The sequence below is a fragment of the Singulisphaera chitinilytica genome, from assembly GCF_049331405.1.
Lineage (GTDB): Bacteria > Planctomycetota > Planctomycetia > Isosphaerales > Isosphaeraceae > PoT.
Genome location: NZ_CP186274.1, coordinates 6,985,669 through 6,999,744 on the forward strand (window position 1 = coordinate 6,985,669; position 14,076 = coordinate 6,999,744).

Sequence of the window (14,076 nt, forward strand, 5' to 3'; positions counted from 1 at the left end):
GGATCGGGTGATCCTATGCGTATTGCAATTGGAGAAGCGTCGTATGTGCTTTTCGCAATTTCCGGGAAAAATCGCGGTTGCGTCGAGTTTTTGAGCTCGAGTAAGGACTCGATGGAGGAAAGCCAGGAGATGCTCCCTGCCTGCAAGCGTGAATGAACGATCTTGCAGGACGCGGGATTTTGAGCATTGGGAACTGCAAACAGTCTGGTCCTCAAAACGAAAGAAGCCCGCCCCCGAGTTCGGAGGCGGACTTCTTGAGATTCACGATTGTTTTCTACAACAAGCCCGGACTTTCGCTTATTGCACTGCCTCGAGGGCGAAGTACATCTTGAAGGTGGCTTGAGGAGTGGTCCGCTCGTACATCAAGCCCAGGTACAGCCCCGGAGCCACTTCGCGGATCTCATCGCGATAGGGGCGGTAGAGGCGAGAAGTCTCGGCATAGTCGAGGATGAGCGAAGGGCGGCCGTCGAGCCAGCTCTCGCCCTGGTAGGTCTTCCCCCGGATGATCTTGATCCCGAAGAAGCGGTTGATCGCCGTCGAATCCTCGGGGTTGAAGGTCTTCCCCTGCCACATGAATCGGGCGACCTTCGACGCGGGGACCGTGATCCGGCTGCCCGGGTTGTAGATGACCCGACCCTTGACGCGCCCGGGGGGCACGGTGCCGGGGCCCGCCTGCATGTACAGCGAATCGAGCTGCGGCTGGCTGAGCCGGATGAGCTGATCCATCGTGGAGATGACGACGGCCCCCTCGTCGGAGGCCTGCTTCACCTCGGGGTCGAGCGGCGTGGAACCCACCTGAAAGGCCTCCGCGTGGACGTCGCCGAGCGCGACCAGGAGAACGAGCACGCCCCAACCGATCGCCGAGCTTCGACGCACTCGCAACACCATTCGTCGTGCCTCATTCTGGCGGCCTGGGATCACGCCAGCAAGGCTCGACCCGGCCCGACATTGGGCCGAGACTCTCCCGCCAGGGATGCGCGCTCCCACATCCCGGAGGATCGGCCTCGGATGCACCCCGTCCTGAGTCGAGCCCGGCATGTTCGAGCTCAGGGCGGATGGATGCGACGGTCAGGCCGGAAGGTTGGGTATCGTGGCCTGCAACGTCCGTCGCAGACCTTCCTCGAAGCCGACCACCGGTCGATAGCCCAGGGCTTCCTGAATCCGGGCGAGGCTCGCCTGGGAGTCGCGCACGTCCCCTTCCCGGCTCGGCTGGAAGTCGGGTTCGAGGTCCGTCCCCAGGACACCGTTGATCGCGGCCACGAGATCGAGCAGGCTGATCCTGCTGCCGGTCCCGACGTTGTAGACGGCCCCTCGCAAGGGTCGCTCGGATCGAAGCGCGGCGAAGTTGGCGGCTACGACGTTGCTGACGAACGTGAAGTCGCGGGTCTGCGACCCGTCGCCGAAGATGGTCGGCCGACGCCCCTCGCTCATCCACTTGGAGAAGAGCGAGATGACGCCGCTATACGGGCTCGACGGATCCTGCCTCGGGCCGAAGACGTTAAAGTAGCGAAGGCTGACGCCGTCGAGCCCCATCGTCTGGGCGTAGACCGAGATATACGACTCGCCCGCAAGCTTCCCCGCCGCATAGGGGCTCAGCGGCTGGGGCAGCATCCCCTCGTGCTTGGGGAGTTCCGTCGTCTCGCCGTAGGCGCTGCTCGACGCGGCGAAGATGACCCGCTTCACCCCGGCCTGCCGCGAGGCCTCGAGGACGTTGAGCGTCGCCGTCGGGCCGCTCTCGTGCGAGAGCAAGGGTTCGCGGACCGACCGGGGCACGCTCGGGATCGCCGCCTGGTGGAAGATGTAGTCCGCGCCTTCCACGGCGCGTCGGCAGAACTCGAAGCCGGCGAGATCCCCTTCGAGGAACTCGATGCGGTCGCGGACGTGGTCGAGGTTGTGGGCCCTGCCCGTCGAGAGGTTGTCGGCCACGCGGACCCGGAACCCCTCCTTGAGCAACTCATCCACGAGGTGCGAGCCGATGAACCCCGCGCCACCCGTCACCAGAACCAGGCCCGAAGCATCCACGATCAGGTATCCTCAGTTCCGGAGGCGGGCCCTCCGGGGAAGGCCGGGCGGAGATCAGTCCCGAGTCACGAGGCTCGACTTCCCTTTGGGGGAATGAGGTCGAGCCCGGGGACGTCAGCATTATACGAGCCTGCGTCACTCCGCGAAGTCGCAGAGCCCCTTGACGTACGCGAGGCTCCCGTCGTTCGCCCAGCCGTCGAGCTGCGCGGTGTCCTTGAGCTGTTGGCCCCGGGGGCGATCGACGACGAGGAACGAGCAAGGAAGGTCGGGCAGCGAGGTGAGGTCGCCCCAGAGCTTCTCGAACTGGGCGACGGGGAAGACATCCTCCTGCCCGTGACCCCAGCGTCGCTTGACGTCCTTGATCGTCACGTAAGTCGGCACTCGCGCCGCCATGGCCCGCACGGCCGCCGCCACCTTGGCCTGGTTGTTCCTGAGGTCGTCGCGGGTCAGGGCGAAGGCCTTGAGCAGGCCGTCGATGTCGACCCAGGTCGAGAGCGAGTTGTAATACCGCAGCTTGAACTCGGTGTCCTCGCGGGGCGACGCGAGCCCTTCGAGCAGTCGGATGCGTCCGTTGACCTTGGCAAGCCCACCGCCGCGGTCCTCGATCCGCCTCGACATCACCTCGAAGCTGAGGGTTGAGCCCGACTCCATCACCAGCCCCAGGACCCCCGGGTCGACCGAGACGCCCAGCGTGTCGATGTTGTGGACGAGGAGCCAGCGGAGGTTCGGGAACTTGTCGATGAGTTCGACCAGGACACCGTTGCGCAGGAGATTGGGGACCTCATAGAAGTGCCCCGGCGGCGTGAACCGCTGGATCGGCACGTTATCCGTGTAGTCGGCCCCTTCCCCCTTTGATTTCGCCCAGTTCAGGATCGCCCGGCGCCCGGCCTCGCGGACCTTCTGCTTGTTCTCGTCGAGCGTCTCGTGAGCCCCTTCCTCCCAGAGGAAGGTGAGGTCGCGGGCCATCGGGATGAGTCGCTGACCGATCGACTGGCCTCGCGAGAGGAAGACCGGGCCATCATGCCCGAAGTTCCCCGTCTGTTTCAGGTGCCGATCGATGGCCGAGTGGGTCAGGTAGCTCGTGCTGACGACGTGGGGGATCGTGGTCGAATAGAGCCGCTGGGCCTTGCGGGTCTTCGCGAGGTGGATCTCGAGGAAGCTCCTGTGCCTCCCTGCGATCATCACGAACGGGTTGACCGCCTTGACCACCCCCGCGCCCGACGTCCACCGACTGCCGACGCCCGCGCCGAGGCTCACGACCGCGACCTCGCCGCGACGGATAGCCTCCTCGCCGAGCGCGATCGCGGAGGCTGGGATTGGGGCCTCCATCGGGCTCGCGGCGATAAGGTCGGAAGCATTGACATCCCTGATGTCGGTATCGACCGGGAGACGATTGCGGGCGAGGCCGATCCGGCCGTGCTGCAGATCCTCGCGGAGCTGGGCGTGCTGCACGGGGTCGAACCCGTTCTCGCGCCTGATCTTCTCGGCCGCCTCATCCCAGGACGCGGCGGCCGGATCCGAGGCCGAGCGCGTGACGGGGAAGAGGTTGTTGATCATCGTCCGGAAGACGCGGAGCAGTTCGCCCGTATCGCGCGACTGGTTCGCGAAGTGGTCGACGTCCGCCATCCGGAGCGGGTCGAGCGAGGCTCCCCCCTGGGCGATCATCTGCGGGACTTGCAGGGTGTAATAGCGAGGGGGCATCATCGCGTCGCTGCCCGACTGCAACTCGGCGAAAGTGCCGTGCGGGTTCACCTGGAAGTCGTAGACCACCGGCTCCATCGCGAACGGCAGGGCGTCGTCGAGGCTCCCCTTCACCCTCGACATGATCTCGCCGATGGTCTTGCGGAACCCGGCCTGGCGGTGCGGGGCGACGAAGAAGGCCATGCCGCCCCCCGACATCCCGCCGAGCATCAGGAAGCCCCAGAAGTCCTCGCCGAGCGCGGCCTTGGCCTCGCGGATGATCGACTCGGTGAACTGGCTGCTGACCCAGGGGATGATCTTCTTGAGCGGACCTTCCCAGTTCTTCGTAGTGAGGTCGCCGATGGCGCGGACGTCGGCCGACTTCACCGCCTGCACGATCCCTTCGAAGATCCTCAGGGCCTCGTGCCTGGCCTTCCACTCATCGCTGCTGCGGAGGAGGTACTTGCCGGTCACCATGTTCAGGATCGGTCCGACGTTCTGGGCCATCCCGCCGTGGACCAGGACCATGCTCTTGGCGAGGGCCACCTGGAAGTCCGTCGAACCCGCCCCTTCATCCCCATTCAGGAGTGTGTGGGCCGGGAGCAACCGACCTCGGCTGATGCCCGACTCCGGGTCGGCCTCGCCGGCCGCGACCCCCTGGATCAGCTTGATGCCGGGGAAGACGCCCCCCGAATCCTGCCACCCGCCCCCCGAGCCGCCGATCCATTCGCCCAGGATCGCGCGGGCGACGACGACGCGGGCCTCCTCGGGGATGAGCTCCCCCGTCAGGCTGGCCGTCTGATTCGTGGCCCGCATCAGAAGGCTGATCAGCGAGGCGAGCAGGTTGGTGGAGACCGCGAGCCGGGAGCCCTTGGGGATGTCGTTGACCTTGCTGACGACCTCGAGACCATAGCCTGGCCGCACGATCCTGGCGAGGAGGTCGTCGAGCCGGGTCGCCGTACCTTCGAATGACGGCGGGATCAGGCCCGAGGCGATGACCCCCGCCTTCACGAGGCCGAGATAATCATTCCCGAAGTTGAACAACTCTTCGAGCGTCGCGACGTCCTTGCAGGCGTTGAGGTCGATGCTCGTGAGCCGCAGGATCGGCTCGGGGATGACCCGCACCCTCGTCTCGATTGGGGGCCGGGGATGGTCGTCGCGGCCGTGGACCCCGAGGTCTACCGAAATGTTGAGGACCCTGGCCCCCTCGGGGAAGTCCATGCCGAGGAAGAAGATGTCGGACCAGGCGCTGTGGGAGAGGTCGAGGCGGACGGGGGTCTTCTCGATCAGGATCGGGAAGAGGTCCTGATCCGACTCGCGCTCGAGTAGACGGGGGTGGAGCCGGATCGGATGCTCGTCGGCCTGGCCGACGCGGAACATCCAGCGGTTCCCCTGGCAACTGCGGACCGACCTCCGCACCTGGTCGGCGAGCGTCTGATAGGTGATCTGCTCGTAGGCCTGGGCCAGGGCGCTGGCGATCGTGCCGTTCGGCCCTTCCTTGCGCATCTTGGCCCGGAAGGCCGCGATGGCCTGCTCGAAGCGACGCTCCATGAGGTCGCGGAAGCCGTCGAACGGGACGAGCCCGGTGCCGGGGATCTCGGCCGAGTCCTGCACGGAGTAGCGGTAGATCGCGTGCAGGAACATCGAGGCGCGGACGCGCTCGTAGAGGTTCTCGGCCCCTTGCCGGAACGCCTCGAGGTCGTCGCAGGCCTGGAGGATCTCGGCCGTCGGGGCCCCGTCGACCAGCTCGTGGACCGAGCGGTTGCGGACGGCGGGGTCGGGACTCGTGATGGTATCGATCAGGAGCGTTCCGCGAGGACTCATGGGCCGCCTTGCATCCGAATCAAATCAGTTGGCCGGCCCCGTCGCGGCGTGGTTCTGCTCGATCCGCACGATCGACTCGAGCAGGCCGGAGAGCATCTGCTCCCGGTCGACGCCCGCCAGTGCCAGGGCGATCTGGGCCTCGACGAATCCGAACTTCACACCAAGGTTGTAGCGCGCCCCGCGGGTCTCCAGGGCGAGATATTCCTCGCGACGCGCGAGCGCGTTCAGGGCCGTCGTGAGCTGGATCTGTCCCAACTCCCTCGTGTCGCGGGCGAGCATGTCGTCGAGCAAATCGAACACCGTCGACGTCAGCACGTGCATCCCGAAGAAGCAGAGGTAGTGCCCCGCCCGCAGGCCGGGGACCTGGAGCCGGAGCTCGGCGAGCGTGGGGTTCGGCTTCTCGATGACCTCGTCAATCTTGTAGACGTCGGGCCGGTCCTGGAGCCGCTTCCCGGTCACCGTGCCATACTGGTGGATCAGGTGTTCTCGCGTCGCCTGGACCGCCGACACGGCGCAATCCTCGGCCGCGGCGAGCTCGAGGAGCTGACGCGCACAGCGCCTCGTCTCCTTCGAGATATAGAGGTGATCGCCCAGGAGCAGCAGGAACGGATCGCTACCGACGAAGCTCCGAGAGCACCAGACCGCGTGGCCGTACCCGATCGGCTCGGGCTGGACGGCGAAGCTCAGGCGTTCCTCGAGGTTCAGGAGCCTGCGGGCCTGTTCCTCGGCCCACTCGAACCCCTTCGACGAGGCCCGGAGGCTCTCGGCATAGCGCTGAAATTGACCGCGGTAGACGGCCTCATCGTCGGGCGCGCAGACGACGCAGATCTCTTCGATCCCGCTCTCGATCGCCTCTTCGGCGATGATCTGGAGCACGGGCTTCGTCAGGCCGTCGCGATCGACGAGCGGATACATCGCCTTCTGCACGGTATCGGAGGCCACATGATTCTTGTTGCCCCGCCCCGCCGCCGTGATGACCGCCTTGGTGATCTGCACGTCCCAGCAACTCCCGGGCAAGCCCTCTGAAATCGTCCCGAACCAGTCCCCGAGACGATTCCCCACCCCGCCGAATCTCTGCCTCGGCGACGGCGATTCAGACTACCGGCAAGGAAGGGCACAAACAATCCCCGACCCGGATCGCCTATCCACCTTTCTCGCGGAAGAAACTTCGCACGAAAGACGACTTACGCCCCAGGTGTTTGCCTGTGCCTCCCCGCTGCTCCCCGCCTTCTATTTCATGAGGACACTCGGAGACCCGCCGGGCGAGAAATTGGGGATCTTGTCTGCTGGCTGCTTGACACTCGACCCCGAACCCGCTATTAATAGGACTCTCGCCTGACGCATACGCTGACGACGCGAGGGGATGTAGCTCAATTGGTTAGAGCACCGGCCTGTCACGCCGGAGGTTGCGGGTTCGAGCCCCGTCATCCTCGCTAGCTGAGAAGTCAAATCATCTGGGCTTTGCAGCATTCTCTGATAGCTTGGTTAAGACAATGGCGGTTTGAGATCGAATCTATTGGATTCGCCCTCATCACCGCCATCTTCGTTTGACCAGCAAGAGCAAGGCGTTCAGACTAATGGAAGAGTCGACGCCCAACTACACTCCGCCTCTCACCAACTCAGAGGCCGTACCCACCCCGCGTCGCCTTCGGCCATGGTTCGTCGCGGGCTTCTTCCTCACGATCATCGGGCTCTTGGTTGGCCTTAAGGGGTATGTCCTCCTTCCATCGGGCGTGGGCGTCGCTCGCGTGCCGATTTGGCGGTATTACATCATCGAGGTGAGTCGAGCGATTTCTGGTCCCCACAATCTCGGCCCGGGTTCCGGCGGTTCCTCGGCCCTCATCGAGCATGCCATCGTCCACCTCCTCATTGCGATCGCCGGTGGCCTCCTCACCCTTGGGCTCGGCTGGGTCATTCGCCGGTTCTCGCACCGTTGATGGACTGAGGTTCGACCTCTCGTTACAACGGATCGACCTATCCTGGTTGACGCTCCGACCCCATCGGTCCTCCTGCCCACAACTCAAACCCGACGCCTCGTCCTTGGTCACTTGTCGACCTGAATCGAAGGTCTCGTCCTCGCTTGAGGGTGGCGACATCGACGAGTTTGCGCGTTCCTTTCGTTGGAAACACAGGGTGCCGCATCGCGATTTGCGCGATATGTGGCTATGTTCGAATAGGGTTGAAACTTCGCGAAGAACGGCTCGATCGAGCCCTGATATTTAACGATCGATTCTCCGCCCGTTCCGAGATCTTTGGTGGCCGTCCTCTCGCATCCAGAGACTTAAGGTGTAACTTCATGAGCGATCGCGAACCTGGCGCTACATCCTTCGTCATTCTCGTTTGGTTGGCGTCGGCGGCGAGTTTGCTCGTGCTGGCCTGGTTCTACACGGTCGAAACACCTTTGTGGGATGACTGGGCGAACGTCGCCGTACTGACGGGCGAGCGTCCGTTGACTATGGGATGGCTCTGGTCGCTCCATAACGAACACCGGATTGCTTTGCCCCGGCTCATTTACATCAGCCTGGCGTGGCTGACGGGAGCGAGTTTCCGGGCCCAGGCGCTCCTCAATGCAATTCTGCTGATCGTGGCGACGGGCAGTCTGATCCGTGCGGCGAGGAACCTGCGAGGGTGGACGAGCTATGCCGATGCCTTCCTCCCCTTGATCTTCTGCGGTGTCTCCCACCAGCGCAACGTGCTCTTCGCTTTCCAGATCCAACTCATCCTGTCCACGGTACTTCTTGCCTTTGCGGTTCATGTCGTCTCCCGGCGGCCGAGTGGCCTGGGTACGCCATCGGCGGGATTGATGGCCGTCATGTTGCTCCTCTTGCCACTTTGCGGGGCGAATGGGCTCGGCTTTGTTCCCGCGATCGCCCTGGCGATGATCTACCAGGCCGTCCTCGACTGGCGACAATCGCGGTTGAGGGCGGTTCTGCTCGTCGCAGGTGCGGTGCTCGGAGGGATATTGATCGTCCTGTATTTCCGGAACTATCATTCGCTCGAGCATACCGACGAGCCCGCGTCCCTGATGGAGCGGTTCCGGATCGCCATGCAGTTACTCGCGACCGGCTGGGGTGACTCGGCCTTCCGCACGTGGCCCTGGTCGGGCTGGTTGGAAGGATTGGTTATCGCCGGCGGTGTCGCGGCTTTGCTCGTGAACTGGATCAGGGGTCCGGAGCGTCGCATGAGGACGACCTGGCTCATCGCGCTCTTCGGCGCGGTCGGGTCGCTCGCCATCGGGATCGGGTGGGGGCGTGGCGGGTGGACCGACAGGGCCGGCTTCGAGACTCGGTATGTGACGCTCGCGGCGCCTGCCCTGGCGATCGCCTATCTCGCCTGGTGCGAGGCGGGGTCGATCGCGATGCGGTTCGCTCAGATGACGATGTTCGCACTCGCCTGCATCGCGGTCTGGCCGAACACGGAGGGGGTACTCAAGGCCGTCGCGGAGCATAAGGATAGGTTCGACGCGCTCGCCCGAGACATTGCTGCCGGCTTGCCCCCGTCCCGATTGATCCCCCGCCATCAAGGCTTCCTGCACAACTCGCACGACGACCTGTATCTCGGCATGCCCATGATGAAGAAGGCCAGGCTGGGTCTGTACGCGAGGATGGCAGACGACCCGCCCTTCCGGGAAATCTCACTCTCGAAGGGCCCGACCTCGATGACCGGCATGACCGGTCAGGAGGGACACTTCCGCTCGACGATGGTGGATCCATATCTCAACTATACGTTGCCCGCTCCTCTGCCGGTTGCTGGCGTGAGGCTTCGCTTTCGTCACTCAAATCCGCAGGGCCTGCCCGCTCGCTTCCTCATGCTCTGGAGCAACGACGCCAATCCTGGGCGAACCCCTCCCGGCCGGCACTCGATCTGGAAGCTCGCGACTCGCGAGGACAAGACCATCATCGTCTGGACCGATGCGACCATCGATCACCTTCGCATCCAGCCCGACAACAAGCGGTGCGAGTTCGACGTCGAGGATCTGACCCTACTCATTGCCAACCCGTGATGAGGGGCAATCGACAACGTACCTCCCGCCAGGCCGGGGTCGGCCTGATTCAACTCATCACACACTGATGGTGGGCGAGGCCAGGCTGTTCTTCCCGAGTTAGTCGGCGTGGAGCTTGGTTCCCGGTCGATTGGCCGATTTCGCCTTGAGGGCGATCATCCCGGCCAGGACTTCAAAACCAAGGCAGATGCCAAACCAGAGGCCTTTGCCGAAGTCGGATTTCGGCACGATCGAGGGCATGTATCGTGAGGCGATGAAGAACAGGCTGATCCCGAATAGGCCGATCACCAGGAAGAGGAGCGGGAGCCATTTCTGACGGGTTCGCATGAGCGGAGTTCCATGGATAAATACAGTGAAGCCGAAGCTCGCACGGCTCGATGACAGCACCTCGGCGAGACATCCCTCTTCGCTTGGGATCAAGGAATACGCGAGGCCTCGAGTGCCGAGTCGAGGTCGGCGATCAGGTCATTCACATCCTCGATGCCGCAGGAATAGCGAACGAGCGTCTCGGGAATGCCGAGGGCCGCTCGCTCGCTCGCGGTGAGCTCGACGTGCGAGCCGGTTGCGGGCGGGGCCACGACGGTTTCCACCGCGCCGAGATTCGCGGCTCGATGGGCGTAGCGGAGCCTAGGGAGGAAGTCCTTCACGACCTCGAAGTCGCCGCGCAACTGGAAGCTGAGCACGCCGCCGAAACCGCCTGGCATCTGACGTTTGGCGACATCGTGGTTGGGGTGGCTTTCGAGCCCGGGATAGAAGACATGCTCGACGGCCCGGTGCTGGCTCAGATGCCGCGCGATGGTCAGGGCGTTTGAGTTCTGCCGCTCGACCCTCAGGGAGAGGGTTTTCATGCCGCGAAGCAGGAGGTACGCGGCGTCGGGGTGGAGTGTGGCCCCGGTGATCTCGCGGCGGCGGAAGATCGACTCGATGAGGCCGGAGTCTCCCGCGACGACACCTCCCAGGGCGTCGGCGTGGCCGCCGAGGTACTTGGTCGCGCTGTGGATGACGAGGTGGGCACCGAGTTCCAGCGGGTGCTGATTGATCGGTGTCGCGAAGGTGTTGTCCACCACGACGATTGCGCCTCGGGCACGGGCCCTTGAGGAGAGTCGCTCGAGGTCGAGGACCTTGCACGTGGGATTCGTGGGGCTTTCGAGGTAGAGGACACGCAGGCCTTCGTCGATGGCGGATTCGATGGCCTCCTGGTCGGCGGTCTGGCAGAGCGTGACCTTCACGCCGACCCTGGGGAGGAACTCGCTGAAGAGCCGGTTGGTGCCGCCGTACGTGTCGTTGACCGAGACCACGCGCTGGCCGGGTTCGAGCAGGGTGAAGAGCGTGTCGCTGATGGCGGCCATTCCGGTGGAGAAGCTCGTTGCGGCCTCGGCGCCCTCCAGGATCCGGAGCTTCTCCTCGAAGACGGCGACCGTGGGGTTGGTGTTCCGGCCGTAGATGTGCCCCTGGCTCCGACCCAGGGCGACCGCTTTCCACTCGTCGAGGTCGTCGTAGCCGAAGGAAACGCTATTCACCACGGGGACCTGGGTCGCCCTCTGCATGAAGGTGCCCCCCTCCCCTCCCCACACGCATTGAGTGGAACGGCTCGGCACTTCTCGCGATTGCTTCTGCTGATCTGAATCCGACACGAAGGGATCTCCGCAAGGCAAGAGACGGATAATCTCCCGAGTGTGCCAGGTTCCTCATGCCGACGGCAAGTGGCCACGCGAACTGCCGGAAGGTTTGGAGCCGCACTCGCGAGAATGATGGAAGACCCGTCAATGCGAGCTGTTACTCACGGTGATCGTCCGGGAGAAGTCGCTCGGACGTTGAGCTGCCTCGAAAGAATTAGTAGGGTGGCACAATGGGGCTTTCCTGCCGGTCGGAGTTGAATCGACTTGACCTCGAGGCCCGCAGTCTTACGGAAAGGCGACGACACGTGAGGCGTACGATTGCCGCAATGGTCTACTCGCTGGCCCTGCTGGGGCCTGGCCTCGATGGTTCCCGGATTCATGCACAGGAGTCGCCGAAGGGTGAGAAGCGTTATGCCCCGACGCCCTGGCACCTCGTCGACATCTGGTGGGACCTCGGCGAGGACACGCCATTCCAGAGCTACAGCATCGACGTGACGATCGACCGAGATATCCCGACGTCGACCTCCCTCTATATCGCCCCGTTGGGGCTGGGACAATTCGGGGAGACCTCTTTCTACGGGGGGATTCAGACCCGGACCGATGGGAACACCAAGAAAGACCGGGAGCTTCGTCAACTCGGTCCTGGCTTCCTCTTCTCGATGTGGGGCGAGCGAGGCTATGACGCGATCCGGCCCTCGGCCGGCGGGTTCTGCCAAAGTTCCGGCCATGAAGGGGACTTCGTGAGCGTGCGTTGTCCCTTCCAGTGGAGCAAGGGGACGTACACGTATCGGATCTCCCGAATGGACGAAGAAGAGGTGAACGGTAGACAGTGTACATGGGTTGGTGCCTTCGTCTACTCTCACGAGAAGGATGAGAACGTCTTCGTCGGGGCCCTACGCTTCCCCAGCAAGGATCTCGTCCTGTCCAGGAAGGTCGCCAGCTTTGTCGAGATCTACGGACAGCGGATCCCGGTCGCCGAGATCCCCCAGGCGACGTTGACGTTCGGCAAACTCCGCGTGAACGGCAAGGCCGTGCGGGTCGCCTCGGCCGAGGCCGTCTACCCCGACGGCGTTCCCGACTACGCCGACACTCAGGCGCGAGAGGATCGACTGATCGTCACCCTGGGCAAGCCGATCGAAAACCGAACGGCTCGGTCGGTTCGCTTAATCCCGGCCGATACCAGGAAGCCCTGAATCCTTAATTTAGCGGGTAAGCGAGGTTTTCAACGGTTTTTGAAGTTTGTGTGAACGTAACGTTAGATCTTACGCGAAGGCCGGAATTCCTACGTTCGTCTCTTGGCGGTAGATGGGTTCAGTTTGTCCTCCTCGAAGCTGATGCCGGCGTTAGCCGTCTCAGCCCTGCTCTAATGCGTCGACGAATCGACGCCCTCTCTTTTGGATAGGCTGATAAGCCGACTCTGCGTTGGCGATGGATATCGACCGAAATGCATCACAGCAAGGCTGGGCAGCCCGTTGCCTTTGATAGGCCTCACTTCTTCTCAATGCAAAGCTTCCTGCTTCATCCCGCCCGCTTGTACTTCGCTGCTTAAAGCCGGCTGAACTCGGTGGAGACATACCCAACTCGTTGGGAATCACCGGGCAATCGAGCGATCGGAGGTCTCCAATCTTTGGCGACCTCCAATACGACACGAAGCGGTATCGTCCGCGGAATCTCGTTCAAGGCGAGCCGGAAACAGGACGTCGCTACCATTGGTCCCTCGGCCCACATTCAATAACTAAGCGGTGCGCATGACTGTTTGATTCGTCACTCGCACCGGCGTCAGATCCTCAATGCATGGCAGCTTCGGCCCGGGAATTGCCACTGAAAGTCTTGAACACATCGAAGTTAACGACATTGAGACATCAACCTGACAAGGAGGCTTCGATGTCGAACGAGACGAAGCATAAGGATCAGTTCGGCGAGAACTCCGACGCGACCAAGGGAGGCGGGGCCAGCGCCGATCGCTCGGGCCGAGACGCGGGAATGCCTGGGCCGGCCCGTGACGTGGTGTCGGGCGAGCGTGGCCCCAGGGAAAATTGGCCCGAGATCGATGACGAGGCCGACGAGGCTCCCGGAAATCAACCGGCGGCCAGGAACGATCCCTCATAGTCGAGCCGCGACTGATCCCGACTCGCCCCAATCTCGGCGAGCGTTGCAACTCCGGGTGATTTGGTTCCCCCTTGCTGATCCGATGGGCCGCTTCCCACCAGGACAGTGATAGAGTCAACGACTTGGTTCGCCCATCGTCCAAGCAATAGAGGTCGATGGGTTTCCTGCTTGCCCTTTCGATATGAAGCCAGCCCTGCCGTTGCCGGCAAGAAGCGGCGGTATTTCGGCGGCCACAAGAGGGGCGGGCGCTTCCGTGTTTGTGTTATCAAAGAATATCGGGGAGACGATCGACATGGCCGGACAGCCGGGCAATGCCGCGGAATCGAAGACTCTGACTCGCGAGGAACTCGTCGGCTACTTGAATGAAGACCTTTCTCGCGAATACCAGGCGATCATCGCCTACGTGGTCTATTCGCAGGTCCTCAAGGGGGCTGCGTACATGCAGATCGCCCAGGAACTCGAGGTGCATGCCAAGGAAGAGCTCGATCACGCCCTGACGCTCGCCAAGCAGATCGACTACCTCGGCGGCATGCCGACCGTGACCGCCAAGCCGGTCAAGACCTCGGAGAAGGCCGAGGACATGCTCCGGTTCGACCTCGACAACGAGAACGAGACGATCCGCAACTATCGCGAGCGGGTCCGTCAGTGCGAGGCGCTCGGCGAGTTCGCCCTCGCCGAGCAGATCCGCTCGATCCTGGTCCAGGAGCAGGAGCACCAGATCGACCTGGCCACCGCGCTCGGGGTCAACGTGCCCGATGTGACCAAGCCAGAAGAACGGGCCTGAGTCCTCCGACCCCCTCCAAGAGCCGTCGAGGGCCA

At 63.4% G+C, this 14,076-nt stretch carries 10 protein-coding genes and 1 tRNA gene; 5 read left to right on the forward strand and 6 right to left on the reverse strand.

The genetic code is table 11. From position 1 onward, the window contains the following. Window positions 1–297 precede the first annotated feature (297 nt). From ACOYYX_RS27370 to ACOYYX_RS27385, 4 genes are all read right to left on the reverse strand, one after another. Window positions 298–876, reverse strand: a complete 579-nt coding sequence (locus ACOYYX_RS27370; protein ID WP_422925611.1) for a hypothetical protein — start codon at window positions 874–876, stop codon at window positions 298–300. Between the two features lie 192 nt (window positions 877–1,068). Continuing rightward, complete coding sequence (locus tag ACOYYX_RS27375) at window positions 1,069–2,022, reverse strand: SDR family oxidoreductase (RefSeq protein ID WP_422925613.1); 954 nt, start codon at window positions 2,020–2,022, stop codon at window positions 1,069–1,071. A 135-nt stretch (window positions 2,023–2,157) separates the two neighbouring features. Next, the gene (locus ACOYYX_RS27380) at window positions 2,158–5,526 is read right to left on the reverse strand and encodes a UTP--glucose-1-phosphate uridylyltransferase (RefSeq protein WP_422925615.1); all 3,369 of its coding nucleotides are present in this window, start codon (window positions 5,524–5,526) and stop codon (window positions 2,158–2,160) included. 24 nt (window positions 5,527–5,550) lie between these two features. After that, on the reverse strand, window positions 5,551–6,588 hold the full coding sequence (locus ACOYYX_RS27385; RefSeq protein WP_422925617.1) for a UTP--glucose-1-phosphate uridylyltransferase: 1,038 nt from the start codon (window positions 6,586–6,588) through the stop codon (window positions 5,551–5,553). A gap of 297 nt (window positions 6,589–6,885) precedes the next feature. On the opposite strand from ACOYYX_RS27385, the gene ACOYYX_RS27390 reads away from it, so the two are divergent. After that, window positions 6,886–6,959 (forward strand) — tRNA-Asp (locus tag ACOYYX_RS27390). A gap of 863 nt (window positions 6,960–7,822) precedes the next feature. Beyond that, on the forward strand, window positions 7,823–9,529 hold the full coding sequence (locus ACOYYX_RS27395; RefSeq protein ID WP_422925619.1) for a hypothetical protein: 1,707 nt from the start codon (window positions 7,823–7,825) through the stop codon (window positions 9,527–9,529). A 99-nt stretch (window positions 9,530–9,628) separates the two neighbouring features. Here the strand turns inward: ACOYYX_RS27395 and ACOYYX_RS27400 are convergent, their stop codons facing one another. Both ACOYYX_RS27400 and ACOYYX_RS27405 read right to left on the reverse strand, forming a co-directional pair. Next, entirely contained in the window at window positions 9,629–9,856 is a 228-nt protein-coding gene (locus tag ACOYYX_RS27400; RefSeq protein ID WP_422925621.1) for a hypothetical protein, read from the reverse strand. Window positions 9,857–9,945: 89 nt separating this feature from the next. Continuing rightward, window positions 9,946–11,076 carry a cystathionine gamma-synthase family protein gene (locus ACOYYX_RS27405; protein WP_422925623.1) on the reverse strand — a complete coding sequence of 377 codons (1,131 nt, stop codon included), beginning with the start codon at window positions 11,074–11,076 and terminating at the stop codon, window positions 9,946–9,948. Window positions 11,077–11,453: 377 nt separating this feature from the next. Between ACOYYX_RS27405 and ACOYYX_RS27410 the strand changes: the two genes are divergently transcribed. The 3 genes from ACOYYX_RS27410 (at window position 11,454) to ACOYYX_RS27420 (ending at window position 14,041) form a co-directional block, all read left to right on the forward strand. Further along, the gene (locus ACOYYX_RS27410) at window positions 11,454–12,341 is read left to right on the forward strand and encodes a DUF3472 domain-containing protein (RefSeq protein ID WP_422925625.1); all 888 of its coding nucleotides are present in this window, start codon (window positions 11,454–11,456) and stop codon (window positions 12,339–12,341) included. Between the two features lie 691 nt (window positions 12,342–13,032). After that, complete coding sequence (locus ACOYYX_RS27415) at window positions 13,033–13,257, forward strand: hypothetical protein (RefSeq protein ID WP_422925627.1); 225 nt, start codon at window positions 13,033–13,035, stop codon at window positions 13,255–13,257. Window positions 13,258–13,549: 292 nt separating this feature from the next. Beyond that, entirely contained in the window at window positions 13,550–14,041 is a 492-nt protein-coding gene (locus ACOYYX_RS27420) for a ferritin-like domain-containing protein (protein ID WP_422925629.1), read from the forward strand. Window positions 14,042–14,076 lie beyond the last annotated feature (35 nt).